The organism is bacterium, assembly GCA_026129405.1.
Lineage (GTDB): Bacteria > Desulfobacterota > Binatia > DP-6 > DP-6 > JAHCID01.
In genome coordinates this window covers 1,477,334-1,500,797 of sequence record JAHCID010000001.1, presented here as the reverse complement: position 1 = coordinate 1,500,797, position 23,464 = coordinate 1,477,334, and the positions used below count along the sequence as shown (strand labels likewise).

General features: G+C 73.1%; 17 protein-coding genes. 10 read left to right on the top strand and 7 right to left on the bottom strand.

Going from position 1 to position 23,464, the window contains the following annotated elements:
* Positions 1-14: 14 nt before the first annotated feature.
* Together KIT14_06835 and KIT14_06830 are read right to left on the bottom strand one after the other, a co-directional pair.
* Positions 15-1,163 (bottom strand): epoxide hydrolase, encoded by a 1,149-nt coding sequence (locus KIT14_06835; GenBank protein MCW5890252.1) that lies wholly within the window; start codon positions 1,161-1,163, stop codon positions 15-17.
* Between the two features lie 73 nt (positions 1,164-1,236).
* Positions 1,237-3,204, bottom strand: coding sequence for a right-handed parallel beta-helix repeat-containing protein (locus tag KIT14_06830; protein ID MCW5890251.1), 1,968 nt, complete (start codon positions 3,202-3,204; stop codon positions 1,237-1,239).
* Between the two features lie 119 nt (positions 3,205-3,323).
* On the opposite strand from KIT14_06830, the gene KIT14_06825 reads away from it, so the two are divergent.
* The 5 genes from KIT14_06825 to KIT14_06805 all read left to right on the top strand — a co-directional run bounded on the left by KIT14_06825 (position 3,324) and on the right by KIT14_06805 (position 8,728).
* Positions 3,324-4,460 carry an MlaE family lipid ABC transporter permease subunit gene (locus tag KIT14_06825; protein MCW5890250.1) on the top strand — a complete coding sequence of 379 codons (1,137 nt, stop codon included), beginning with the start codon at positions 3,324-3,326 and terminating at the stop codon, positions 4,458-4,460.
* Positions 4,444-5,196, top strand: coding sequence for an ATP-binding cassette domain-containing protein (locus KIT14_06820; protein MCW5890249.1), 753 nt, complete (start codon positions 4,444-4,446; stop codon positions 5,194-5,196). The genes KIT14_06825 and KIT14_06820 overlap by 17 nt, the downstream gene beginning before the upstream one ends.
* Positions 5,196-6,125 carry an MCE family protein gene (locus KIT14_06815; GenBank protein MCW5890248.1) on the top strand — a complete coding sequence of 310 codons (930 nt, stop codon included), beginning with the start codon at positions 5,196-5,198 and terminating at the stop codon, positions 6,123-6,125. The genes KIT14_06820 and KIT14_06815 overlap by 1 nt, the downstream gene beginning before the upstream one ends.
* On the top strand, positions 6,122-6,709 hold the full coding sequence (locus tag KIT14_06810) for a membrane integrity-associated transporter subunit PqiC (protein MCW5890247.1): 588 nt from the start codon (positions 6,122-6,124) through the stop codon (positions 6,707-6,709). Before KIT14_06815 ends, KIT14_06810 begins: the two co-directional genes overlap by 4 nt.
* 129 nt (positions 6,710-6,838) lie before the next feature.
* Entirely contained in the window at positions 6,839-8,728 is a 1,890-nt protein-coding gene (locus KIT14_06805) for a hypothetical protein (protein ID MCW5890246.1), read from the top strand.
* Here KIT14_06805 and KIT14_06800 read toward each other — a convergent pair.
* On the bottom strand, positions 8,628-9,530 hold the full coding sequence (locus tag KIT14_06800) for a hypothetical protein (GenBank protein MCW5890245.1): 903 nt from the start codon (positions 9,528-9,530) through the stop codon (positions 8,628-8,630). The genes KIT14_06805 and KIT14_06800 overlap by 101 nt on opposite strands.
* Before the next feature lie 80 nt (positions 9,531-9,610).
* The gene (locus tag KIT14_06795) at positions 9,611-9,982 is read right to left on the bottom strand and encodes a hypothetical protein (GenBank protein ID MCW5890244.1); all 372 of its coding nucleotides are present in this window, start codon (positions 9,980-9,982) and stop codon (positions 9,611-9,613) included.
* A 154-nt stretch (positions 9,983-10,136) separates the two neighbouring features.
* Here KIT14_06795 and KIT14_06790 point away from each other — a divergent pair, with 154 nt between their 5' ends.
* A complete protein-coding gene (locus KIT14_06790) occupies positions 10,137-11,780 on the top strand; it encodes an isovaleryl-CoA dehydrogenase (protein ID MCW5890243.1) in 1,644 nt (547 codons plus the stop codon).
* A gap of 95 nt (positions 11,781-11,875) precedes the next feature.
* Here the strand turns inward: KIT14_06790 and KIT14_06785 are convergent, their stop codons facing one another.
* Positions 11,876-13,039 (bottom strand): hypothetical protein, encoded by a 1,164-nt coding sequence (locus tag KIT14_06785; protein MCW5890242.1) that lies wholly within the window; start codon positions 13,037-13,039, stop codon positions 11,876-11,878.
* Positions 13,040-13,240: 201 nt separating this feature from the next.
* Between KIT14_06785 and KIT14_06780 the strand changes: the two genes are divergently transcribed.
* The 4 genes from KIT14_06780 to KIT14_06765 all read left to right on the top strand — a co-directional run bounded on the left by KIT14_06780 (position 13,241) and on the right by KIT14_06765 (position 19,153).
* Positions 13,241-16,195, top strand: a complete 2,955-nt coding sequence (locus tag KIT14_06780; protein MCW5890241.1) for a hypothetical protein — start codon at positions 13,241-13,243, stop codon at positions 16,193-16,195.
* Between the two features lie 53 nt (positions 16,196-16,248).
* A complete protein-coding gene (locus tag KIT14_06775) occupies positions 16,249-17,478 on the top strand; it encodes a hypothetical protein (protein ID MCW5890240.1) in 1,230 nt (409 codons plus the stop codon).
* Positions 17,479-17,502: 24 nt separating this feature from the next.
* The gene (locus KIT14_06770; GenBank protein ID MCW5890239.1) at positions 17,503-18,654 is read left to right on the top strand and encodes an AAA family ATPase; all 1,152 of its coding nucleotides are present in this window, start codon (positions 17,503-17,505) and stop codon (positions 18,652-18,654) included.
* A gap of 334 nt (positions 18,655-18,988) precedes the next feature.
* Complete coding sequence (locus tag KIT14_06765; protein ID MCW5890238.1) at positions 18,989-19,153, top strand: hypothetical protein; 165 nt, start codon at positions 18,989-18,991, stop codon at positions 19,151-19,153.
* Here KIT14_06765 and KIT14_06760 read toward each other — a convergent pair.
* Positions 19,128-22,214 carry an efflux RND transporter permease subunit gene (locus KIT14_06760; GenBank protein ID MCW5890237.1) on the bottom strand — a complete coding sequence of 1,029 codons (3,087 nt, stop codon included), beginning with the start codon at positions 22,212-22,214 and terminating at the stop codon, positions 19,128-19,130. The two genes, KIT14_06765 and KIT14_06760, sit on opposite strands and share 26 nt — an antisense overlap.
* The gene (locus KIT14_06755; GenBank protein MCW5890236.1) at positions 22,211-23,248 is read right to left on the bottom strand and encodes an efflux RND transporter periplasmic adaptor subunit; all 1,038 of its coding nucleotides are present in this window, start codon (positions 23,246-23,248) and stop codon (positions 22,211-22,213) included. The genes KIT14_06760 and KIT14_06755 overlap by 4 nt, the downstream gene beginning before the upstream one ends.
* Between the last annotated feature and the right edge of the window lie 216 nt (positions 23,249-23,464).

The window sequence follows — 23,464 nt, the reverse complement described above, 5'->3', positions numbered from 1 at the left end:
GCGCGGGTCGCGCCCTAGCGCAGCCCGCGGAAGAACGCCCGCACGTCCTCCGCCAGCAGCTCCGGCTCCTCCATCGCCGCGAAGTGGCCGCCGCGGTCGAAACGGGTCCAGCGGGCGACGTCATACAGTTGCTCCACCCATTTGCGCGGCGGCTTGAACATCTCCTTCGGGAAGATGGCGCAGGCGGTGGGGACGGCGACGCGGAAGCCCTGGGGGGGGAATTTTCCCGCGTGCCTCATCTCGTAGTAGAGACGCGCCGACGACGTCGCCGTCTGGGGGACCCAGTAGAGCATGACGTTGGTGAGCAGGTCGTCCCACGAGAAGCGCTCGAGGACGTCGCCGTCGCAGTCGCTCCAGGCGCGGAACTTCTCGACGATCCAGGCGGCGAGACCGGCGGGCGAGTCGTTGAGGGCGTAGCCGAGGGTCTGGGGCTTCGTGCCCTGGATGCGCTGGTAGCCGGCCTCCTCTTGGAGCCACTGCTCCATCGGCATGATCTCGACGACCTCCTCCTGGGTGAGGCCGTCGATCGGGTTGGCGGGGTCGGGCGGAAACGCCACCACCATGTTGAGATGGATGCCGGCGACCACGTCGGCGTGGTAGGCGCCGAGGTGCGTGCTCACGATCGAGCCCCAGTCGCCGCCGTGGGCGCCGAAGCGGGCGTAGCCGAGACCCTGCATGAGCTTCGCCCAGAGCGCGGCGATGCGCTCGGCGTCCATGCCGCGCGTGCGGGCGTGGTCGGAGAAGCCGTAGCCCGGCATCGACGGCGCGACGACGTCGAAGGCGTCGGCCGGGTCGCCGCCGTACGCGCCCGGATCGGTCAGCAGCGGGATGATGCGCGTGAACTCAGCGACCGAGCCGGGCCAGCTATGCGTGATCACGAGCGGGAACGGCTTCGGCCCCTTGCCCTTCACGTGGAGGAAGTGGATGCCGAGGTCGTCGACCTGCGCCTTCCACTGCGGGAACAGGTTCAGCGCCGCCTCCTGCGACCGCCAGTCGTACTGGTCGCGCCAGTAGGCGACGAGGTCGCGCATGAGCGCGAGCGGCGTGCCGTAGTCCCACCCGACGTCGGTGAGCTCGTCGGGGAAACGGGTGCGCGCGAGACGCTCGCGGAGATCGGCGAGGGTCGCGTCGGGCACGGCGATCCGGAACGGCGTCAGGTCCATCGGGCCGGTGTACGCCGAGGCGCGGCCGGGCGCCAAGGGTGCGCGCGGTATGGGTCGCGGCGATCGTGCGATGCTACTTGCAGACCGTGCGCGCCGAGGTGGCGTTGCAGCGGGGGCGTGGGCTCGTCGGGCCGTTCCAGACGTATGCCGCGCACTCGCTCGCGCTGCCGAGAACGAGGGCGGCGCGGGTCGAGGCGGCATGCGGCAACGTCACGGAGCCGCCTTTGCCCTTGGCGGTGACGCGGAGCAGGCCCGGGGTCTTGGCGGAGCGGTTCTGGACCACGAGCTTCGTGATGCCGCCGGCGGTGCCGTGGCGATCGGCGTAGGTCCAGACGGTGCCGGCGCCGTTCGTCTTCCAGAGCGGACCGGCGGGGACGGCGACCTCGAGGCCGCCGGGGCCGGTCGTCGAGTCGACGACGAGACGCACGCCGTTCGCGGGCGGGTTCACGCCGGTGAAGGGCTGGGGAATGGTCGCGTCGGCCTTCAGCGTGAGCTTCATCGGCGACGCGGCGAGGACGAGCTTCGGGCGGACGAGCGGGGTGCCGCTCGTGCAGAGCGCGGCGTCGATGCACTGGCAGCCGCTGCAGACCCGGCCGTCGCCGCAGTCGGCGTCCTGCTCGCACGCCTCGCTGCCGCAGACGAGGCCGTCGCCGCAGGTGGGCGGGAGCTGGGCGCAGGTGCAGCCGACGCAGGTCGTGCACGGATCGGCGCAGCTGCCCATCGTCGGCTCGCCGCACTGCTCGCCGGGGTCGACGTTGCCGTCGCCGCAGGTGAGGAGCTGCAGCTCGTACGCGCCGAGGTCGACGCCGGCGCCGACCGGGCGCGGGGCGCCGTCGAGATCCGTCGCCGGCGCGCCCGCCAGCGTGCCGGCGTCGACCGCGGGGCTGGTCGGCCGCAGGTGCCAGTCGCTCCCCGGCACGAGGAAGTGGTCGGCCGGCGTGGCGACGAAGCTGTGGGCATCGTAGCCCTGCGCCTGCCAGGCGGCGAGCGAGACGACGCTGCCGCCACCGTCGAGGCTGAGGCGGCTCATGACGCTGTTGTAGTCCGACGTGAAACCCGGCCGGCTGGCGGCGTCGATCGCGATCACGCCGCGGAAGGCATGCGCGTTCCACAGGATGTTGTTGCGTACGGTGTTGCCGGTCGAGCCGTCGCGGATGTTGATCGCCCAGCGCGCGTCCGACGCCTGGATGATGGTGTTGTTGACGACCAGGTTGCCGGTCGACGGTGCGGCGGCGTCGATGCGGTAGAGGCTGATGCCGCTGGCGTGGTTGGCGTAGAGTAGATTGTTGCGGATGACGCCGTTCACGCCGCCGTCCATGTTGATGCCGGACCCGCCCTTCGGGAACCCGTTCTCGTAGATGACGTTGCCTTCGACGAGCGCGTTCTCGACGATGCCGTCGCCGCCGAAGCTCGCGTCGCCGTTGAAGTGCAGGCCGTTGCCGACGTTGTGGTGCACGACGTTGTAGCGCACGACCGGCCGGTCGCAGGCGTTCGAGACGTAGATGCCGTGCTCGTCCGCGGCGCCGTACGCCTCGTTGTGCTCGATCAGCACGTCGTCGACGTGGCCCGTCAGGATGCCCCACTTGTAGTTCGAGCCGAGCGAGTTGTTGCGGATCGTCACGTGCGACGCCTCGACGGCGCGGATGCCGGTGCGCGAGCGGTCGTTCACGACGAAGCCGTCGATGACGACCCACGACGCGCCCTCGAGGTTGATGCCGTCGGGCGTACGCGGGTTGTCCTGCACGATGCGAACGTTCGGGCCCTCGGCCCTGAACGTGATCGGGTTGCCGGGCGTGCCCGAGGTGTCGAGGTAGAAGCCGCGGTAGGCGCCGTCGAGCACGCGCACCGTATCGCCGGGGCCGACGGCGGCGGCGGCGTGCACCAGCGTCGCCCATGCCGTGCCCGGCGAGAGCCCGTTCGCGGCGTCGCTGCCGCCGTTCTTGACCCAGTACTCCGCCGCGTGAGCCGCGTGCGCCAGCCCGAGGACGAGGACCGCCCCCAGCATCCCCCCGCGCACGCGGGCCGTGGTCGCGTCCCGCATGGCGTTACGACTAGCAGCGCGGACGCCGGATGACGATGGCGTTTTTCGCCGTGCCGGACGCGGCGGTGCCGCGCCTGCGCGTTGACTCGGGGCGCCCCGCCCCGACATGACGTCGCCTCGTGACCGAGACCGAGGGGCCGGGCTATCGCGTCGAGCGCGTGCTGGCCGGCGACGGCACGACCGAGCTGCGCTTCCACGGCGCCCTGCGCTTCCGGCAGTGCTTCCCGTCCTGGCAGCGGGTGCAGCACCTCGCGCGCCCGGTCGCGCCGCGGATGCGCTTCGACCTCGCCGGCGTCGATCATCTCGACGGCGCCGCGACGGCGCTCCTCCTCGACCTCCAGGGCGACCTCGCCGGCGACGGCGCGACCACGGCGATCGTCGGCGCGACCGGCTCGGTGCGGGCGATGCTCGATCTGTACGGCTCGCATCCGCCGCGCGCGAGCCTGCACGTCGCGCCGACGCACATCGGCATCCTCGATCAGATCGGGCGCGAGACGCTGTCGACGGTGCGCGAGGCCGGCGTGCTCGACTTCGTCGGCGACTTCGCGGTGGCAACCGCCGAGGCCGTGCGCGCCCCGCGCACCGTCAGCTGGGCCGACGTGCCGCGTCTGATGGAGCGCGCCGGTGCCGACGGCGTACCCATCGTCCTCATGATCAACTTCCTCGTCGGCGTCGTCACCGCGTTCCAGGCGGCGATCCAGCTGACGCAGTTCGGCGCCGACATCTTCGTCGCCGACCTGGTCGGCCTGTCGGTGACACGCGAGCTGGCGCCGCTCATGACCGCCATCATCGTGGCCGGACGCTCCGGCGCCGCCTTCGCCGCGGAGCTCGGCACCATGCGCGTCTCGGAGGAGATCGACGCCCTCCACACGCTCGGTCTCGACCCGTACCGCTTCCTCGTCTTCCCGCGCGTGCTGGCGCTCGTGCTGGTGCTGCCGCTGCTCGCCGTCCTCGGCGACGTGGTGGGCATCGCCGGCGGGCTCCTGGTCTCGCTGCTCTCGCTCGACCTCACCGCCAACGCCTACCTCATCGAGACGGCCAAGGCCGTGGAGCTATGGGACGTCACCTCCGGGCTCATCAAGACCGGCCTGTTCGGCGTCGCAGTCGCGCTGATCGCCTGCCAGCGCGGGCTCGCCACGCGCGGCGGCGCCGACGGCGTCGGGCGCGCGACGACGTCGGCGGTGGTGACCAGCCTGTTCGCGATCGTGATGATCGACGCGATCTTCACCGTGGTGGCGCATGCCTTCGGACGCTGACGTCCCGATCATCGACGCGCGCGGCGTCGCCGTCGGCTACGGCGAGACGGTGATCCTCGAGAGCCTCGACTTCACCGTGTCGCCGGGCACGGTCTTCGCGATCCTCGGCGGCAGCGGCAGCGGCAAGTCGACGCTGCTGCGCGCCCTCATCGGCCTCGACCCGATCCTCGCCGGCACGCTCCTCGTCGATGGCGCGCCGCCGGCGCAGTCCGACGATCTGCCGCGCTACGGCGTCCTCTTCCAGTCGGCGGCGCTGTTCGGCTCGATGACGCTGGCGCAGAACGTCGGCCTGCCGCTGCGCCGCTGGACCGGCCTCGACGCCGACGCCGTCGACACGGTCGTCCGCGCCAAGCTGCGGCTGGTCGGCCTCGAGGGCTTCGAGAACCACCTGCCCGCCGAGATCTCGGGCGGCATGAAGAAGCGCGCCGGCATCGCCCGCGCGCTGGCGCTCGACCCGCCGCTGCTCTTCCTCGACGAGCCGTCGGCCGGCCTCGACCCGATCAGCGCCGTCGAGCTGGACGAGCTCATCTTGACCCTGAACCGGGCGCTGGGCATGACCACCGTCATCGTCACGCACGAGCTGCCCAGCATCTTCGCGATCGTTCGCGACTGCATCCTCGTCGATCACGGGACGCGCGGCATCATCGCACGCGGCAATCCCGCCGAGCTGCGCGACCATGCCGACGACCCGCAGGTACGCGCCTTCCTCAACCGCAAGCCCCGGACCGCGGCCTGATGGCGGGCACCGCCACCAACCACTGGAAGCTCGGCCTCTTCGTCGTCGTCACGGTGGCGACGCTCGTGGGGGTCGTCTTCTGGCTCGGCGCACGCCGCCTCGATCGCGACGCCTTCCCGGTCGTCACCTACTTCGACGAGTCGGTGCAGGGGCTCGAGGTCGGCTCGCCGGTGAAGTTCCGCGGCGTCACGCTGGGCAACGTCACCGACATCACGGTGGCGCCCGACCACCGCCACGTGCAGGTCACCGCCGACATCTACGTCGACGTCCTCGCGCGCCTCGGCCTGCGCGCCCGCGCGCCGGAGCCGGACGAGCAGTTCCTCGACCCGAACCTGCGCGTGCGGCTGGCGTCGGCGGGCATCACCGGCGTGCGCTTCCTGCAGACCGACTTCGTCGATCCGGCCAAGTTCCCGCCGCCCCAGCTCTCCTTCCCCGTACCGCCGAACTACGTCCCCTCGGCGGAGTCGACGCTGAAGAGCCTCGAGACCTCGGTGACGGAGATCCTCGACCGCTTCCCGGCGCTCGAGGAGCAGGCCGGCGTCGCTCTGGCGGACCTGCGCAAGACGCTGGGCGCGATCGACGGCCTCGCCACCCAGCTGCAGTCGGGCGACGGCGCGTTCCAGCAGCTCCTCGTCCGCCTGGCGCACGCGGCGGATCGGCTCGAGGGCGCGATCACCGGCGCGCGTCTCGGCGAGACGACGACGGCGCTGCGCGGCGCCTCGACCAGCGTCGGCACGGCGGCCGACAGCGTCGGCTCGGCCGCCGACGGCATCGGCGACGCCCGCGACGAGCTGCGCGCGAGCCTCGTGGCGCTGCGCGAGACGCTCGACGCCGTCCGCACCCTGGCCGACTCGCTCGAGCGCGATCCGAGCCGGCTCCTGCGCGGCGTGCCCGCCGACGCCGCGCCCAGCTCGACGAGGCGTCCATGACCGCACCCTCGCACGCCGCGCTGCTTCTCCTCGTCCTCGCCTCCGGCTGCCTCTTCCGCGCCGAGGCGCCGACGCGCTGGTACGAGCCGGGCTCGCCCCTGCTCGCGGCGGACGACGATCCGCCGCCCGCCGCCACCGGCCGGCCGCTGCGCCTGCGCAGCGTGCGGGCGATCCCGTTCCTGCGCGAGCGCATGGCCTGGCGCACCTCGCCGGTCGAGTCCGGGCTCTACGAGCAGCGGCGCTGGCGACGCATGCCGGCCACCTACGTCGAGGAGGCCCTGCGCGCGGAGCTGGAACGCACGCCCGGTATCCGTCTCACCGACGACGCCCACGCACCCGCGCTGCGAGTCGAGGTACTCGCGTTCGACGAGGTGCTGCGGCCCCGCCGTGCCGCGCTGGTCACGGTGCGCGCATCCCTGGCGGACGCGGGCGCCGCCGGGCTCGATCGCACGTTCAGCGCCGAGGAGCCGTTGGCCGACGCGGACCCGGCGGCGATCGCCGACGCGATGGGCGCGGCGCTGGGCGCCGTCGTGACGCAGGTCGCACAGGCCACCTCCGCCGCGCTGCCGTCGCGCCCGCGCTGAACGCGGCGCGGCACGAGCACCGGATCGGGGGACGATCGCGGCCCGCCGCGGCACATGTGCACGCCGCGAACCGGCCGCGCATCGGATTTTCCTTGAGACACCTCCGGGGCGGATGCGAGCCTGCGCACCATGCGTGCTCTGCGTGTGATGGTGCTCGCCGGTCTCGTGCTCTCGAGCACGGTGGCCGGTGCCGTCGATCAGCCGATCTCCGCCGTGAAGCTGCTCCTGAAGCGCTCGCCCTCCGGCAAGGCCTCGCTGGTGTTCCTCTCGAAGGACCCGGCGTTCCTCTTCCCCGCCATCGGCGGCGCCGACGATCCGGCGTCCGGCAGCCCCGGCGGCGCCCTGCTCGAGCTCTTCTCCGACGCCGACTCGGTCGGCGGCGCGTTCCTGATCCCGCCCGGGATCGGCAAGCCGGGCTGGAAGGTGACCGACGGCAAGGTCGACATCTACAAGTACGTGAACGCGTCCGCACCCGGCGGTCCGACGCCGGTGAAGACGACGATCCTCAAGCAGGGCAAGCTCGTGAAGGTCGTCGCCAAGGACGCCGGCCTCGCGCTCACCGGCGCGCAGGGCGCGGTGACGGTGCGCCTCACCACCGGCTCGCTGCGCAGCTGCGTGCGCTTCGAGGGCGCGAGCGTCGCGCGCGACCTGCCGGGCCAGTTCCTCGGCAAGAAGGCCCCGGCGTCGTCGCTGGCCAACTGCGAGGTCGGCGGCAGCGGCACGCTCGCCCGCCCGGACGATCCGGTCGTCCTCACCGGGGCCGACGTGCCGACGCTCGTCGGCGCCCTGCCGGACGACGTCGTCGCCTTCCGCTGGGCGCCGGGCTGGACACAGATCCCGGTCCAGATCGACGAGCGCAAGACGCTGAACTTCACCACCGTCTACAAGGGCAACGCGAGCTTCGGCGGCGGCATCACCACGCTCGGCTACGCCGACGCGGGCACCTTCGCCGGCGCCGATCCGGTCCCGACCTTCGACACCGACGACGAGCTGGTCTTCATGGCGGCCGACGCCGGCGACCGTGCCCCGCTCGTCCTCGGCACGCCGCCGGGCGCGATCTCGGGCAGCGGCGTCGAGCTGACCATCACCGACCCGCTCGACGGCAGCACCGGGTGGGTCTACCTGTTCCGCCGCGCGGGCGCCCTGCCGCCGGGCGCCGGCCAGCAGTACGTCAGCTACACGTTCGCGCTGACCTCGGGCGCCTACCTCACGACCTACGCGATCAACGCCGGCCCGAACCCCGAGACGTCGTCGATCACGACGCCGCAGTACCAGCGTCGCTTCACCGACCGCTGGGTGCAGACCGAGCTGCGCATCACCGACGGCGGCGCGTCCGGCGTCGACATCCTCGACCGCAACAAGCCGATGTTCGGGCCCGGCGTCTGCGGGCGCACGGAGGAGACGTTCTCGAACGGCGAGGGCGCGTTCATCGTCAACAAGAGCGGACCCGTGCGGGCGCTGCGCTCGTACGTCGGCGCGAACAGCGGGCCGCTCACGCAGCGCGAGCACGTCTACTACGCCGGCCGCGAGGACGTCCGCACGTTCCTGCGCGTGCACGCCATCCCGGGCATCATGGACCTCTTCGACTACGCGCCCGCGGCGATCGGCATGACCTACCGCAACAGCGCCGCACCGGGCGGCGTCACCATCGACGGCAACCCCGACAGCGTGCCGACCACCCCCGCGATCTGGGAGCAGGTCACCGGGCCGCAGGGCTCGCTCACGATGGTGGCGAACGTCGTGACCAACATCACGCTCTCGTCGGTCGTCTCCTACTACCTCGACGACAGCACGCCGCCGGTCACGCAGTGCACCGGCGACGCCTTCGCCTACGGCACGAGCGGCCTGTGGCTCAACACGACCGTCCCGAACACCGATCCGCGCACCCCGCCCTACGACGACCTGCGCGCCGACCGCATCATCTACTACGACGGCCCCGGCCTCGGCGCGGCGGACGGACAGACGCGCGCCGCCTGGGCGCTCGCCCCGCTCGCCGTCTCCGCCCTGCCGCGTCCCTGACCGGCCCCGGCGTCGCCGCGCCGCGCGCGGGGCGACGCCTCAGGGCACGACGGCGAGCAGGACGAGCGTCGCCGCCGCTCCGGCGACGAGCGCGCCGTCGACGACGACGATGCCAGCGCTCGTCCGCGCGGAAGCGGACGAGAACGGTCGCGGTCGCGAGCGGGAGGCAGGCGAGCGCAGCGAGCGGCGCCGGCGCCGCCAGCGCCGCGACCACGCCGGCCGCCGCAACGGCACGCGCGACGCCGAGCGCCCGCCGCGCCCCGATCCGCGCCGCGAGCCCCTCACGGTCACGCACGCCCGAGGCGAGGACGTTGGCGAGCAGCGTCAGCCCCTGCACCGCCCCGACCCAGGCGACGCGGCCGGCAGCCGCTCCGCGCGCGCTCGCGGCGACCGGCAGCGCCACCGTCACCGCGAGCCAGGCCGCGGTGACGTAGAGGGGTTTCCAGGCGAGGTGCTTGAGCCGCCGGTGCAGCAGGCCGGGCACCGCGGCGACCGCCGCGGGCAGGACCGCCGCCGTGCCGATCGCCGGCACGCAGACCGCCGCCGCGAGCGCGGCGACGACCATGCCGGCGAGCAGGGGCGTCCAGTGCCGGGTGACGAACGCGGCCCGCCGGGGCGTGGTCGCCCGGTCGCGCGCGACGTCACGCAGCCGGTCGCAGCCGTAGACCACGAGGGTGCCGGCGAACACGAAGACGAGCAGGGGCGCCTCGGCCGGGAGAGCGAGCGCCGTCGTGGTGACGAGCGCGAGCAGGAGGGCAGCGATGGCCACCCACAGGCTCGAGAACGCGAGCGCATCGAGCACGGACGATCCGGGGCCGGGCGTCGAACGCCCGGAAGCGAGCGGCGGGGGGACGGCTCTGGCGGCCGCCCCCCGCCGGCGACCTACTGCACCGTGGCGTCCCGGGCTTCGGCCGGGAGCACCGCCGCGGCATCGGGCGGCGTGGGCCACCCGGACAACGTCTCCACCCAGACCACCTCCTCCCCGCGCCGCAGCACCGCGACCACGGCCTGCGTCTCCGGATCGTACGCCCCCACGGCCTCGCCGTGGCAGTCGCACGGCGGGCCCGGGCGATACGTGATCGTCGGCGCCGTTCCCGGCGTGATGGTCACGGTGCCCCGCCCGCGGGTCCGCCAGCCGTCCCACGCGGTGGCCGCGATCTGCGGCCAATCGTCGAGAAGCGCGTCCAGCAGGTCGTCACGCGTCCCTTCGGGGATACGCTCCGGCTGCTGCTCATCACCCTCGTGCTCGGTCATTGGCCCCCTATCTGTCGCCTGGCGACGGTTCGTCTGCGTGCCGTTCCTACATACACTTTTGTGGGGACAACCGCTGTCGGTTCGCGGCAGCCAGCCGGATCGCGACCTTCCGGTCCCCGTGCCGGCTCCGCGGCAAAGCTGCTAGGGTCGTCCCATGCCGCCGACCCACCAGGTGCTGAACCAGGTCCCGCCGCTCGAGGACTACGACCTCTTCGCGACCGACCCCGTCCTGCGCGACGGCCTCGAGCGCGAGGGTGCCGGCTGGGCAAGCGAGCGCCTGCACCGCCTGGGACGCGAGATCGGCACCCCCGAGGCCTACGCCTGGGGCCGGCTCGCGAATGCCTTTCCGCCGGTCCTGCGCACCCACGACCGCTTCGGCAACCGCATCGACGAGGTCGAGTTCCATCCCGCCTGGCACGAGCTCATGCGGACGAGCGTCGCCCACGGCTGCCATGCCCTGCCCTGGGCCGACCCGCGGCCCGGCACCCACGTCGCCCGCGCGGCGCTGTTCTACCTGACGTCGCAGATCGAGGCCGGCCACGGCTGCCCGATCTCGATGACCTACTCCGTGCTGCCGGCGCTGCGCGCGCAGCCCGAGGTCGCGGCCGACTGGGAGACCCGGGTCTGCTCCTTCGACTACGACCCGCGCATGCGTCCGGCCTCCGAGAAGCGCGGCGTCCTGTTCGGCATGGCGATGACCGAGAAGCAGGGCGGCTCCGACGTGCGCGCCAATACGACCCGCGCCGTGCCGGCCGGCGCCGGCGGCCCGGGCGGCGAGTACCTGCTCACCGGCCACAAGTGGTTCTGCTCCGCGCCGATGTGCGACGCCTTCCTCGTGCTGGCGCAGACCGAGCGCGGCGTCTCCTGCTTCCTCATGCCGCGCTGGCTGCCCGACGGCACCCGCAACCGCATCCACATCCAACGCCTGAAGGACAAGCTCGGCAACAAGTCGAACGCCTCGAGCGAGATCGAGATGGACGGCACCTGGGCGCGCATGGTCGGCGAGGACGGCCGCGGCGTGCCGACCATCATCGAGATGGTGACACACACACGTCTCGACTGCGTGATCGGCGCCTCGGCCGGCATCCGCCAGGCGGTGGCGCAGGCGATCCACCATGCACACCACCGCCGCACCTTCGGCAAGACGCTCGTCGACCACGCGCTCATGCGCAACGTGCTCGCCGACCTCGCGGTCGAGTCCGAGGCGGCGACGACGCTCATGCTGCGTCTCGCCCGCGCCTACGACGAGGGCAGCCGCGACCCCGCGCAGAAGCGCTTCGCCCGCCTCGCGACCGCGGTCGGCAAGTACTGGGTGTGCAAGCGCCAGCCGACGGTGGTCGCCGAGGCGCTCGAGTGCCACGGCGGCAACGGCTACGTCGAGGAGTCGATCCTGCCGCGTCTGTTCCGCGAGTCGCCGTTGAACGGCATCTGGGAGGGCTCGGGCAACGTCATCGCCCTCGACGTCCTGCGCGCCATGGGCCGCGATCCGGAGAGCGTCGAGGCGTTCTTCACCGAGCTGGGCACGGCGGGCGGGCTCGATCCGCGGCTCGACCGTGCGGTCGACGCGCTCCGCGACGGGCTCGGCGACCTCGACGCGATCGAGTACCGGGCGCGCGCGGTGGTCGAGCAGATGGCGCTGGCGCTGCAGGCGTCGCTGCTGCTGCGCCACGGCGACCCGGCGGTGGCCGAGGCGTTCTGCGCCTCGCGGCTGACGGGCGAGCACGGCAAGGCGCTGGGCACGCTGCCGCGCGGGGTCGACGTCGGGCGCATCGTCGCGCGGGCGCACGTCGGGGTGTAGGGCCGGCACGCCGACACCGCCCGCGGCGTCCGACTCCGCGGGGCCGGGCCCCGCACGCCCTGGTCGCGCGCCACCGCGCACGGGCTTCGTGTGCCCTAGCGCGCCCGCCCGAAGCGCAGGCCGTCCGGCTCCTCGACGACGTCCTTCTCCAGCGGCGGCGAGGCCTCGTCGACGACGCCCCCCGCCGGATTGCGGAAGCGGTCCCGGCGGCGGAAGCGGACCACCGTGCGACCGCCGTCGCGCACGACGGCGAGGAGCTCGATGCGGACCTCGATGGAGCCCGTCTTCGCGAAGTACGCGCGCAGCGCGGCCGCCTGCTGGTCGTTCGTCACCTGGCCGAGCCGGCGCAGCTCGTCGACGTCGCCGCGACCCCATGCCGCGGCGTAGCGGTCGAGGAGCGCGCGTATCTCGGCGTCGCCGGGGCCGCTCGCGGGCGGCGGAGCGACGGTCGTGGGCGGCACGGGGGGCGGCGCCGTCGTGCTGGTCGTGACGGGGAGCGGCGCCGTGCTGGTGGTGGTCGTCGGCCACGGCTCCGTCGTGCTGCTCGTGGTCGCGCGCGGCGCGGTCGTCGTCGCCATGGGGGCCCTCGTCGTCGTCGTGATCGGCAGCGGCGCCGTCGTCGTGGTCGGCGGCGGCACCGTCGCGTCGACGCGCCACTCGCGCGCCACCGCCGAGCCGAGGCTGCTCGTCGCCAGCGCGCGCACGCGGTACGAGCCCGGCTGCGGCGGGCGCCAGCGCAGCGTCTCGCCCTCGCCCGCCGCGACGCCGTCGACGCTCCACGCGACGGCGACCTCCTCGAGCGACGCCGCGGGCGTGGTGCGGATGCGGATCTGGAAGCGCAGCCAGGTACGGGCCGGCACCTCGAGCGTCGTCTCGCGCGGGCTGGCGTCGACGAGCTCGGGCGCCTTCGGCGGCAGCACGCGCACCGACCACGCGCGCGACACCGTGCCCTCGCGCGCGGTCACCGTGACGACGATGCGGTGGAGCCCGACGTCTGCGGCGGCGGGCGCGAAGCTCCATTGCGCCGCGCTGCCGACGGCGTGCCCGTCGAGCGTCCAGCGGTGCTGGACGTCGGTGCCGAGCGCTTCGACGCGGAAGCGCTCGACGCTGCCGACGCGCACCTTCACCTTGTCGCCGATCGGGCTCACGCCGAGACCGAGCGGCCGCTCGTCGGCTCCGGGCCGCTGCGCCGACGCGTGCACCGCATGCAGCATCACGAGCGCCGCGAGCAGCCACGGCGCGCGACGACGCGCGGGCACGACATGCCGGTCCGCCCGGCGGCGCGTGCGAATCATGGCGACGAGGGGCGGTACGGCTCGTTCGCTTACTGGAGCGTCCCGCCCTCCGCAACCACCACGCGTCCGCTGCGTAGGCTGCGGCGTTCTTCTGGCATGGATGCACGACGTGCGCGCCCGAAAGACGCTTCCGCCGAAGCCCGACCGCACGCTATGTTCCGTCGCGTGAGTGTGCTCCGCACGGCGATGAACGTGCTGGTCGCCGTGATGGTCCTCGCGGTCTCCGCCCCGGCGATGGCGCAACCCGGGAGCTGCGCGATCGGCGAGCCCGACTGCTGCGCCGACGACGTCTTCTGCGACGACGGCAACCCCTGCAACGGCGTCGAGACCTGCGACCGTCCCGGCAGCGCCATGGGCGCGTGCGTCGCGGGCACGCCGGTCGCGTGCGGTCCCGAGAGCGACGCCTGCACCGACCTCGTCTGCAATCCGTCGTCGGGCGCCTGCGAGCCGACGCCGGTCGCGAACGGCACGCCGTGCGACGACGACGACCGCTGCACGAACCAGGACCGCTGCCAGAGCGGCGTCTGCACCGGCACGCCGGCCGTCTTCTGCGCCGGCGACCAGTGCAACACCGCCGGCGTCTGCAATCCGCTCACCGGCGCGTGCGAGGACATCCCCAAGACCGGCGCCGACTGCAACGACACGAATCCCTGCACGGTCGGCGACAAGTGCACGGCCACCGGCGTCTGTCAGGGCACGCCGAAGGTCTGCACGGCGAAGGACCAGTGCCACGACGCCGGCACCTGCAACCCGTCCACGGGCGCCTGCTCCGACCCCCCGAAGACGAACGGCACCGGCTGCAGCGACGGCAACGCCTGCACCCTCGGCGACACCTGTCAGGCGGGCGGCTGCACGCCCGGCGCCGCCGACGCCTGCGACGACGGCGACGCCTGCACCACCGACGCCTGCGACGGCGTGACCGGCTGCTCGCACACGCCGATCCCCGGCTGCCGCTCCTGCGACGTGCCGGCCGACTGCGCCGACGGCAACCCCTGCACCGCCGACCTCTGCACCGCCGGCGTCTGCTCGAACCCGCCCTCGAGCGGCACACCCTGCAACGACGGCAACGCCTGCACGCAGAGCGACGTCTGCCAGAACGGCGTCTGCACCGGCTCGAACCCGGTCGTCTGCACCGCGAAGGACCAGTGCCACGACGCCGGCGTCTGCGACACCAGCACCGGCCTCTGCTCGACCCCCGCGAAGACGAACGGCACCGGCTGCAACGACGGCAACGCCTGCACGCAGAGCGACGTCTGCCAGAACGGCGTCTGCACCGGCTCGAACCCGGTCGTCTGCACCGCGAAGGACCAGTGCCACGACGCCGGCGTCTGCAACCCGCAGACGGGCCTGTGCTCCGACCCGCCGAAAGCCGACGCCACGCCATGCTCCGACGGCGCCTTCTGCACGGTCGGCGACACGTGCCGGAGCGGCATCTGCACCGGCACGCCGCGCGATTGCGCCTCCGCCACCGACCAGTGCAACACCGGCGTCTGCGACGAGGCCCGCGACGTCTGCGCACCCGAGCCGCGTCCCGACGACACCGGGTGCAGCGACGGCAACGCCTGCACCGCGGGCGACCGCTGCGTCGCCGGCGTCTGCACCGCGACCGGCCCGACCGACTGCGCCGACGGCGACGCCTGCACCGTCGACACCTGCGGCGCCAACGGCTGCGAGCACGTCGAGCTCTCGGGCTGCCGCTCCTGCAACACCGACCTCGAGTGCAACGACGACAACTTCTGCACCGACGACTCGTGCGACGCCGGCCGCTGCCGGTACAGCAACCGCTCCGACCCGTGCGACGACGGCAACAGGTGCACCGAGAGCGACCGCTGCAGCGCGGGCGTCTGCGTCGGCACCGCGAAGGCCTGTCCCGGCGCCACCGGCTGCTTCCAGGCCGCCACCTGCGCGCCGCAGACGGGCGAGTGCGTCGCCCTGCCGCGTCCGGACGGCACCACCTGCAACGACCAGAACGCCTGCACGCGCACCGACCGCTGCGAGGCGGGCACGTGCGAAGGCAGCGAACCGATCGTCTGCACCGCACAGGACCAGTGCCGCGACGCCGGCGTCTGCAACCCGCAGACGGGCGCCTGCTCGAACCCCGCGAAGCCCGACGACACGGTCTGCGACGACGCCGATCCCTGCACCAGCGGCGACCGCTGCGTCGGCGGCACCTGCGCCGCGACCCCGCTCGACTGCAACGACGGGGTCGCGTGCACCACCGATACCTGCGCCGCCGGCGTGTGCCGCCACACCCCGGCCGACACCGGCTGCGACGCCGGCGAGTGCGCCACCGGCGCCTGCCGGCCGGGCGACCCCGGCGCGGACGCGCGCGGCTGCGTGGTCGCGAGCGTCGCCCCCGACGGCACGCTCTGCACCGACGACGGCATCCCGTGCACCGAGGACGTCTGCACCGCCGGCGGCTGCCGCCACGTCGTGCGCGACGACCGCTGCCCGCCGCCGAACGAGTGCGGAACGGCCGTCTGCCAGCCGGCGCAGCCGGGCGCCGACGCCGCGGGCTGCGTGCAGGTCGAGAGCCGTGCCGACGGCGCCGAGTGCAGCGAGGACGACGATCCGTGCAGCGACGACCGCTGCGGCGACGGCGTCTGCGGGCACGCCAACGTCGAGAACTATCAGGGCTGCGTGGCGGTGCTCGGCCCCTGGCGGCGCGTGCGCGGGCTGCTCGATACCTCACGTGCCATAGACGGGCGGCTCTCCGGCCTGGGTACGCCCGACGCACCGCCGGCCGCCGAGGCGCGCGCGCTGCTCGACGATCGCCTCGCCACGCTCCGCGAGCAGCTCGTCCTCATCGAGCGCACCCTCGCGGGGCGGAGCACGAGCGTCCTCGTGCCGAGCGCGCGGGCCGACATGCCCGGCGGCGGCATCATCACCGACACGCCGGCCCGGATCCGCGGCAGGATCGCCTTCGCCCAGGTGAAGAAGACGCCGCGGGCCGCGCAGGCCTTCCTGTCGATGCTGACGCTCGCGAAGCAGCGCGCGGCGCTCGACCGCGACACCGCCCGCGACCTCAGACGCCGCGGCCGCACCTTGCTCACGGGCACGAAAGCCCTTAAACGCGACCTCAAACGGCTCCAGAAGCTCCGGCAATCGTTCGCCCGCTAGCCCGTCGGCGACCCGCATCGGGGGCGCACGGCGGCGCCGAGGAGGTCCCTTCCGTGCGCAATCCCATCCGTCCCCTGTGCGCCGCCCGCGTGCTGGCTCTGGTGCTGGCCGCGGTCCCGCTCGCGGCCGAGGCCCGCTCGCTCCGCACCATCCTCGGCACCGCTTCGGAGACGGTCGGGCTACGCGGCGGCTCCGCGTTCGACGCGCTGGCCGACACCATGGCCGACACCGCCGCGCGCAGCATCCCGGTCGTCGCCGCGTCGGCCGGCTTCACCTACTCGTACAACCCGGAGCTCGAGACCTTCGAGCGCACGTCGCAGACCCTCGGCCCGCTGTTCATGGAGCGCGCCGACACGCTCGGCAAGGGCAAGTTCAACGTCAACGTCAGCTTCCAGTACGTGAACCTGAACGCGTTCGACGGCCAGGACATGGGCGACCTCACCAACCCGGACCCGATCGTCACGCGGGTCACGAGCGGCGGGCAGACGCTCGGGTTCACGGCGAACAGCCTCAAGTACGACATCGGCCTGCGCGACTACGTGTGGGGCTTCAGCTTCACGTACGGCATCCTCGACAACCTCGACGTCAACCTGCTCGTCCCGCTCATCTACACCGAGCTCGACGTCGGCGTGCAGACGCAGCAGCTCTTCGCCGCCGGACCCGACGGGCAGTTCACGCCGTCGCAGGGTCCGCTGCTCACCGGCAACACCGGAGGCAACAACTTCGGCGTCGGCGACATCCTGCTGCGCTTCAAGTACCAGCTGCCGCGCTGGGGCTGGCTCCAGTCGGCGAGCGGCCTCACGCTGCGCATGCCGTCGGGCCGCAAGGACGAATTCCAGGGCACGGGCTCGTTCGAGGCCACGCCGTCGATCATCCTCTCGACGGTGCTGTGGGACCGCGTGACGACGTACTTCAACACCGGCATCGACTTCGTCGCCGACGACGTCGACCGCAGCCAGGCGCTCTACGCCATCGGTGCCGACGTCGACCTGCACCCGCGCGTCGGCTTCGCGCTCGCGTTCATCGGCCGCAGCGAGTTCAACGAGTCGGCGGCGCCGAGCCAGACCAGCTTCCTGTCGCTGCGGCCGTCGGGCCGTCTGGTGCAGGAGCCGCTGCTCGGGCTCGACTTCGACCGCAAGGACTACCTCGATCTGTCGTTCGGCTTCCGCGTCGTCGTGTGGAAGCAGCTCATGCTGTTCGTGAACGGCATCTACGCCGTCACGGACGAGGGGCTGCGCAACTCGAGCGTCATCCCGGCCGGCGGCATCGAGGGCACCTTCTAGGCGGCTCCGGGGGGCCGCTCGCGGATGTACCAACGCTTCTTCGGCTTCCGCGAGCCGCCCTTCCGCATCACGCCGGACCCGCGCTTCCTCTACCTCGGGCCCGGCTACCGCGAGGCCGCCGACGCGCTCGGCGAAGGCATCGTCGGGCGCGCGGGATTCCTCACCCTCGTCGGCGAGGTGGGGACGGGCAAGACGACGCTCGTCCGCCACCTGCTCGAGTCGCTGCCGGGCGCCGTGCGCACGATCCTCGTGCTGCACCCGACGGTCACGTTCGACGAGACGCTCGACCACCTGCTGCTCGAGCTCGGCATCCCCGTCGAGGGCGCCGGCAAGCTCGTCCTGCTCCAGCGCCTGCACGAGTTCGTCTACGAGCACACGCACGCGGGGGGCAACGTCGCCATCCTCTTCGACGAGGCCCAGGCGCTCGAGCCGGCGGCGCTCGCCGAGCTCCAGCTGCTCGCCGACCTCGCGACCGACGACGGCCGCCCCGGCCTCCAGGTGCTGCTCGCCGGCCAGCCGGAGCTGGAGGAGAAGCTGCGCGCGCCCGAGCTGATGCGGCTGCGCGAGCGGATCGCCGTCGAGGTCCGCCTGAACCCCTTGCTGCCCGAGGAGGTGCGGGCCTACGTGCAGACGCGCATCGAGCACGCGGGCGGCAGCGGCACCGGGCCCTTCACCGACGCCGCGCTCGCGCGCATCGCCGTGCTGTCGGCGGGCACGCCGCGCGTCGTCAACGTGCTGTGCGACGCGACCCTGATCGCGGCGTACGCCGGCGGCGTGCGCGAGATCCCGGCGGTGCTGGTCGACGAGGCGTGGGGCGACTTCGACCCGAGCCGTCGTCCGCCGGCTCCGCCGCTCGTGCGCCGCTCCGCCCGCCACGCTAATGCGAGGCGGCGGACCGCCCCGCCGCGCCCGCCCGGCCGCGGACGACGCCAGCGCCCGGCGCCCCGTACCGGCGCCGGAGCGTGCGGGACGCCGTCCGACCTGCTGCCGCTGCCGGGCGCAACTCAGCCGCGGCGCCGAGCTCGCGACATGAACCTCGCGTTCGGCGCGCGCGCTCGGCGCCAATCACTGTACCAGCGCCGGCGGCTGCCGGACAGCAACAATGATGCAGATCCGGCCCGCGCACCGGCGAGAGCCGCGCCAGACCGGCCCCGCCCAGACCGCCGGCATGACTGACGACGCCCAGTGACCGCGGACAGGGAGCGCCGAGCAGCCGTCTGACCCCCGGGCCCATCAGCTGCGCCGCCCCGGAGCCGGCCACGCCATTGGAAGCGTCGCGCGTCCGGCTGCGCCGCCGGAGCCGCGCCCGACCGCGGCCGAGGCGCTCGCGCTCGTCGACCAGTTCGCCAGCGCCTTCGAGGCCCGCGACGGCAGCCGCATCCGCGCGCTGCTCGCGGGCGAGGCCGCCGACGAGGCCCGCCGCCGCCTCGCGGCGCTTCCCGCCGACGCCCCGGAGATCGCCTACCTGCAGCCGAGCGCCGACGTCGAGCCGAGCGACGACGGCGTCGCGGTGCGGGCGCCGTTCGTCATCGCCTGGCGCGACGCCGACGGCGATCGCGGCGAGGCGCGCGGCACGGCCGCCTTCGCGATCGCGCGCCGCGACGGCGGCGCGCGCATCGTCGGGCTCGAGTGGGCGCTCCTACCCGACGCTACGCGGCCCGGACCGGCGCGCTGACCGACGCCGGGGCGCCGCGACGGCCCTCGCGCAGGCGGGCGAGCGTCACGTAGGCCGCCGGCACGACGAAGAAGGTCAGCACGGTCGAGAAGAACATGCCGCCCGCGACCGCGACCCCGAGCGGCGCGCGCGACTCGCCGCCCGCGCCGCTGCCGAGCGCGATCGGCAGGATGCCGACGATCGTGCAGACCGCGGTCATGAGGATCGGGCGGTAGCGCTTCTGCGACGCCTCGATCGTCGCCGCCACGAGATCCTTGCCCTCGGCGCGCAGCTGGTTCGCGAACTCGACGATGAGGATCGAGTTCTTCGTGACCAGGCCGACCAGCATGACGAGGCCGATCTGGCTGAAGAGGTTCAGCGTGTCGCCGAGCAGCCACAGGGTGAGCAGCCCGCCGGTGAACGACAGCACCACGGCGATCATGATCGTCACCGGATGGAGGAAGCTGTCGAACTGCGCCGCGAGGACGAGGTACACGATCACCACCGCCAGCACGTAGGCGAACATCAGCGCGTTGCCCGAATCGAAGAAGTCCTCCGACTCGCCCGAGAACCCGGCGTGGTAGCCTTGGCCCTCGGGCAACACCTCGTCGGCGATCGTCCGGAGCTGCTCGAGCGCTGCGCCGAGCGGATACCCCTGGGCCATGGCGCCGGTGATGGTCGCGGAGCGCAGGCGGTCGAAGTGCGGCAGACCGCGCGGCACGACCGTCTCTTCGGCGCGCACCACCGACGCGAGCGGGATCAGCGCGCCGCTGCGGCCGCGCACGTAGAGGCGATAGAGGTCGGTGGGATTCGCGCGCTGCTCGCGCTCGAGGCGGACGATCACGTCGTACGTCTCGCCGCCCAGCTTGAAGCGCGACAGGTCGAGGCCACCGAGGAGGATCTGGAGCGTGGTCGCGATCTCGCGCACGGGCACGCCGAGGTCGCTGGCGCGGTTGCGGTCGATCGCGACCTCGAGCTGCGGCTTGTTGATGAGGAGATCGCTCTGCAGGTTCACGACGCCGGGGATGGCGCGGGCGCGGGCGAGGATCTCGTTCGCGTGCCTCGCGAGCGCCACGACGTCGGGGCCCTGGATGACGAGCGAGATCGGATTGCCCTGCCCCTGGGCGAGCGCCGGCGGATTCATCGGGAATGCCCAGAAGCCGGGAATCTGCGCGAACGCGCCGCGCAGCCCGTCGACGATCTCCTGCTGGCCGCGACGCTCCGCGGTCGGCACCAGCGTCGTGAACATCGCGCCCTCGGTCACCTGCCCCGGCGCGCCGATGCCGAGCGCCACCACCGAGAACGTCTTCTCGACGCCCGGAGTGGCGAGCACGATGTCCTCCGCCATCTTCTGGTAGCGGTCGGTGTACTCGATGGTGCTGCCCTCGGGGGCGCGGGTGAACGACCAGATGGCGCCGCGGTCGTCGACGGGGATGAACTCGCGGGGCAGCGTCCACAGGAGCACCGCGCCGAGGGCGACCCACACGGCGCCGCCCGCGAGCACGAGCCCGCGGTGGCGCAGCGTCGGAAGGAGCAGGCGGCCGTAGCCGGCTTCGAGGGCGTCGAAGCCGCGCGCCAGGAGCCGCTTGAAGCCGTGCTCGCTCGCGTGCGGCCGCAGCAGGCGCGCACAGATCGCCGGCGACATGGTGAGCGCGACGAACCCGGAGATGCCGACGGCCGTCGCGATGGTGATGCCGAACTCGCGGAACAGGCGTCCCGTCTTGTCGGACAGGAAGGCGAGCGGCAGGAACACCGCCAGCACCGAGACCGTCGCCGCGACGACCGCGAAGCCGATCTGGTCCATGCCGCGCCGCGCCGCCTCCATCGGCGGCGTTCCCTCTTCGATCCAGCGCGTGATGTTCTCGAGCACGATGATGGCGTCGTCGACGACGATGCCGATCGCCAGCGTGAGCCCCATCAGGGTCAGCGTGTTGATCGAGAAGCCGAGCAGATCGAGCACCCAGAAGGTGCCGATCAGCGACACGGGGATGGCGAGCGCCGGCACGATCGTGGCGCGGAACGTGCGCAGGAAGAGCCAGATGACGACCACGACGAGCACGACCGCCTCGAGGATCGTGTGCCGCACGTCGGCGAGCGACTGCTCGATGTAGATCGACGAGTCGAACGCGAGCAGGAGCTGCACGCCGGGCGGCAGCGTCGGCTCGATGCGGGCCAGCTCGGCCTTCACCGCCTCGGCGACGTCGAGCGTGTTCGCCTGCGACTGCTTCACGATGCCGAGGCCGACGGCGGGCTGCTTGTCGAAGCGGACGATCTTGCGCTCGTCCTCGGGCCCGACCGCGACCTGGGCGACGTCGCGCAGGCGGATCGGCGCGCCCTCCTTCGTGGCCACGACGAGCTCGCCGTACTCCTCGGGCGTCGTCAGCTCGCCGAGCGTACGCACCGTGAACTCGCTGTCGCTGCCCTCGATCCGTCCCGACGGGATGTCGACGTTCTCACGCCGGAGCGCGGCGGCGACGTCGCCGACGGTGAGGTCGAACGCCGTCAGGCGCGCGTTGTCGATCCACACGCGCATCGAGTAGCGCTGCTCGCCGGCGATGATGACATCGGACACGCCGGGGAGCTTGCCGAGCCGGTCCTTCACCGCCGTCTCGGCGAGGGTCGAGATCTCGACCTGGCTCTTTTGCGCCCCGAAGAGGGCGATCCAGATGATCGCGAACGCGTCGGCGTCCTGCTTCGCGACCACGGGCTCCTCGATCTCGTCGGGGAGCAGCTGGCGCGCCCGGGCGACGCGGTCGCGCACGTCGTTGGCCGCGGCGTCGACGTCGCGCGAGAGCTCGAACTCGATCGTGATCTGCGACACCTGCTCGGAGCTGATCGAGCTGATGTGGCGGATGCCCTCGATGCCGATCAGCTGGTCCTCGAGCGGCGCCGTCACCGAGGTCTCGATGACCTCCGGCGCCGCGCCGGTCAGGACCGTCGTCACCGAGACCACGGGCGGGTCGATGTCGGGGAACTCGCGGTTCGGCAGCCGCGTCAGCGCGATGGCGCCGAGCAGCACGATCACGAGCGACATCACGACTGCGAGGACCGGCCGCTCGATGCAGATCTGCGAGAGCTTCACGACCCGGCCCCGGCCGCATCTCCTCCCGCGACCGCGACCGGCAGGCCGGGGATCACCTTGTTGGTGCCCGCCGACACGATGCGGTCGCCTGCCGCGAGCCCGGTCTTCACCTCGACGCGGCCCTGCGTGCGCTGTCCGAGCGTCACCGGCGCGCGGGTGGGCGCGCCGTCGGCGCCGAGGCGCCACACGTAGGTGCCGTCCGGATCGTAGACGACGGCCGATTCGGGCACGACGACGACCTCGACCGGCTCCGCCTGATCGAGCTTGACGGTCGCGAACAGCCCCGGGCGCAGGCGCCGATCGGGGTTCGGCACGTGCGCCTTCAGGAGGAGCTGCCGATTGCGCGGATCGAGCGCCGGCGCGACGAAGTACACCGTGCCCGGGAAGCGCTCGCCCGGATGGGGCGCCACCGACACGGCGAGCGTCATGCCCGGCTTCACCCAGTCGACGATCGGCTCGGGGAGCGGGAACGCGAGCTTCAGCGTGGCGACGGCGTCGATCTGCACGAGGTCGGTCGCGGCCGTGACGCGGTCGCCCGGCGACACGCGCCGCGTGCCCACGACGCCGTCGAACGGCGCGCGGATGGTCATGCGCTCGAGCTCGATGCGCGCGACGTCGAGCCGGGCACGCGCGGCGTCGCGGTTCGCGGTAGCCTGGTCGAGCTCGGCGCCCGACAGGATCTTCTCGCCGGCGAGCGTCCGGGCGCGCCGCCACGCCTGCTCGGTGAGCGCCACCTGCGCCTCGGCCTCGCGCAGCCGCGCGCGCTGCCAATCGTCGCGCAGCCGGAAGAGCACCGTGCCGCGCACCACCTCGGCCCCTTCGTCGAACGCCACCTCGACGACGACGCCTTCGGTCTCGGGCCGCAGCATGACGACCTCGTCGGCCTCGAGCTGGCCGACGAGGCTGAGCCCTTCGTCGACGCGGCCGCGCTCGACCACCGCCACCTCGACGACCGGCGCCGGCGGCCCCTGCGGCCGCGCACTGTCCGCGTCGCCGCCGCAGCCGGCGGCGAGGAGCACGAGGCTCGCACGCAACGCGCTCCGGACGAGCGAACGACACGCCCGGCGTCCCGGGACCGCGGACACGACACACACGTCCCGAACGACCACGCGGCGGGGTTGTAGTCCGGCGGCCGGGGACGTCGCAACCCGGTTTCGATGCCACCCGCGGCGATATGATGGCAGCGTACCTTGCTACCTCCGGGTGCGGGCGCCCGCCGGCGACGCCGTCGTCGCGCCCTGCGCTTGCAG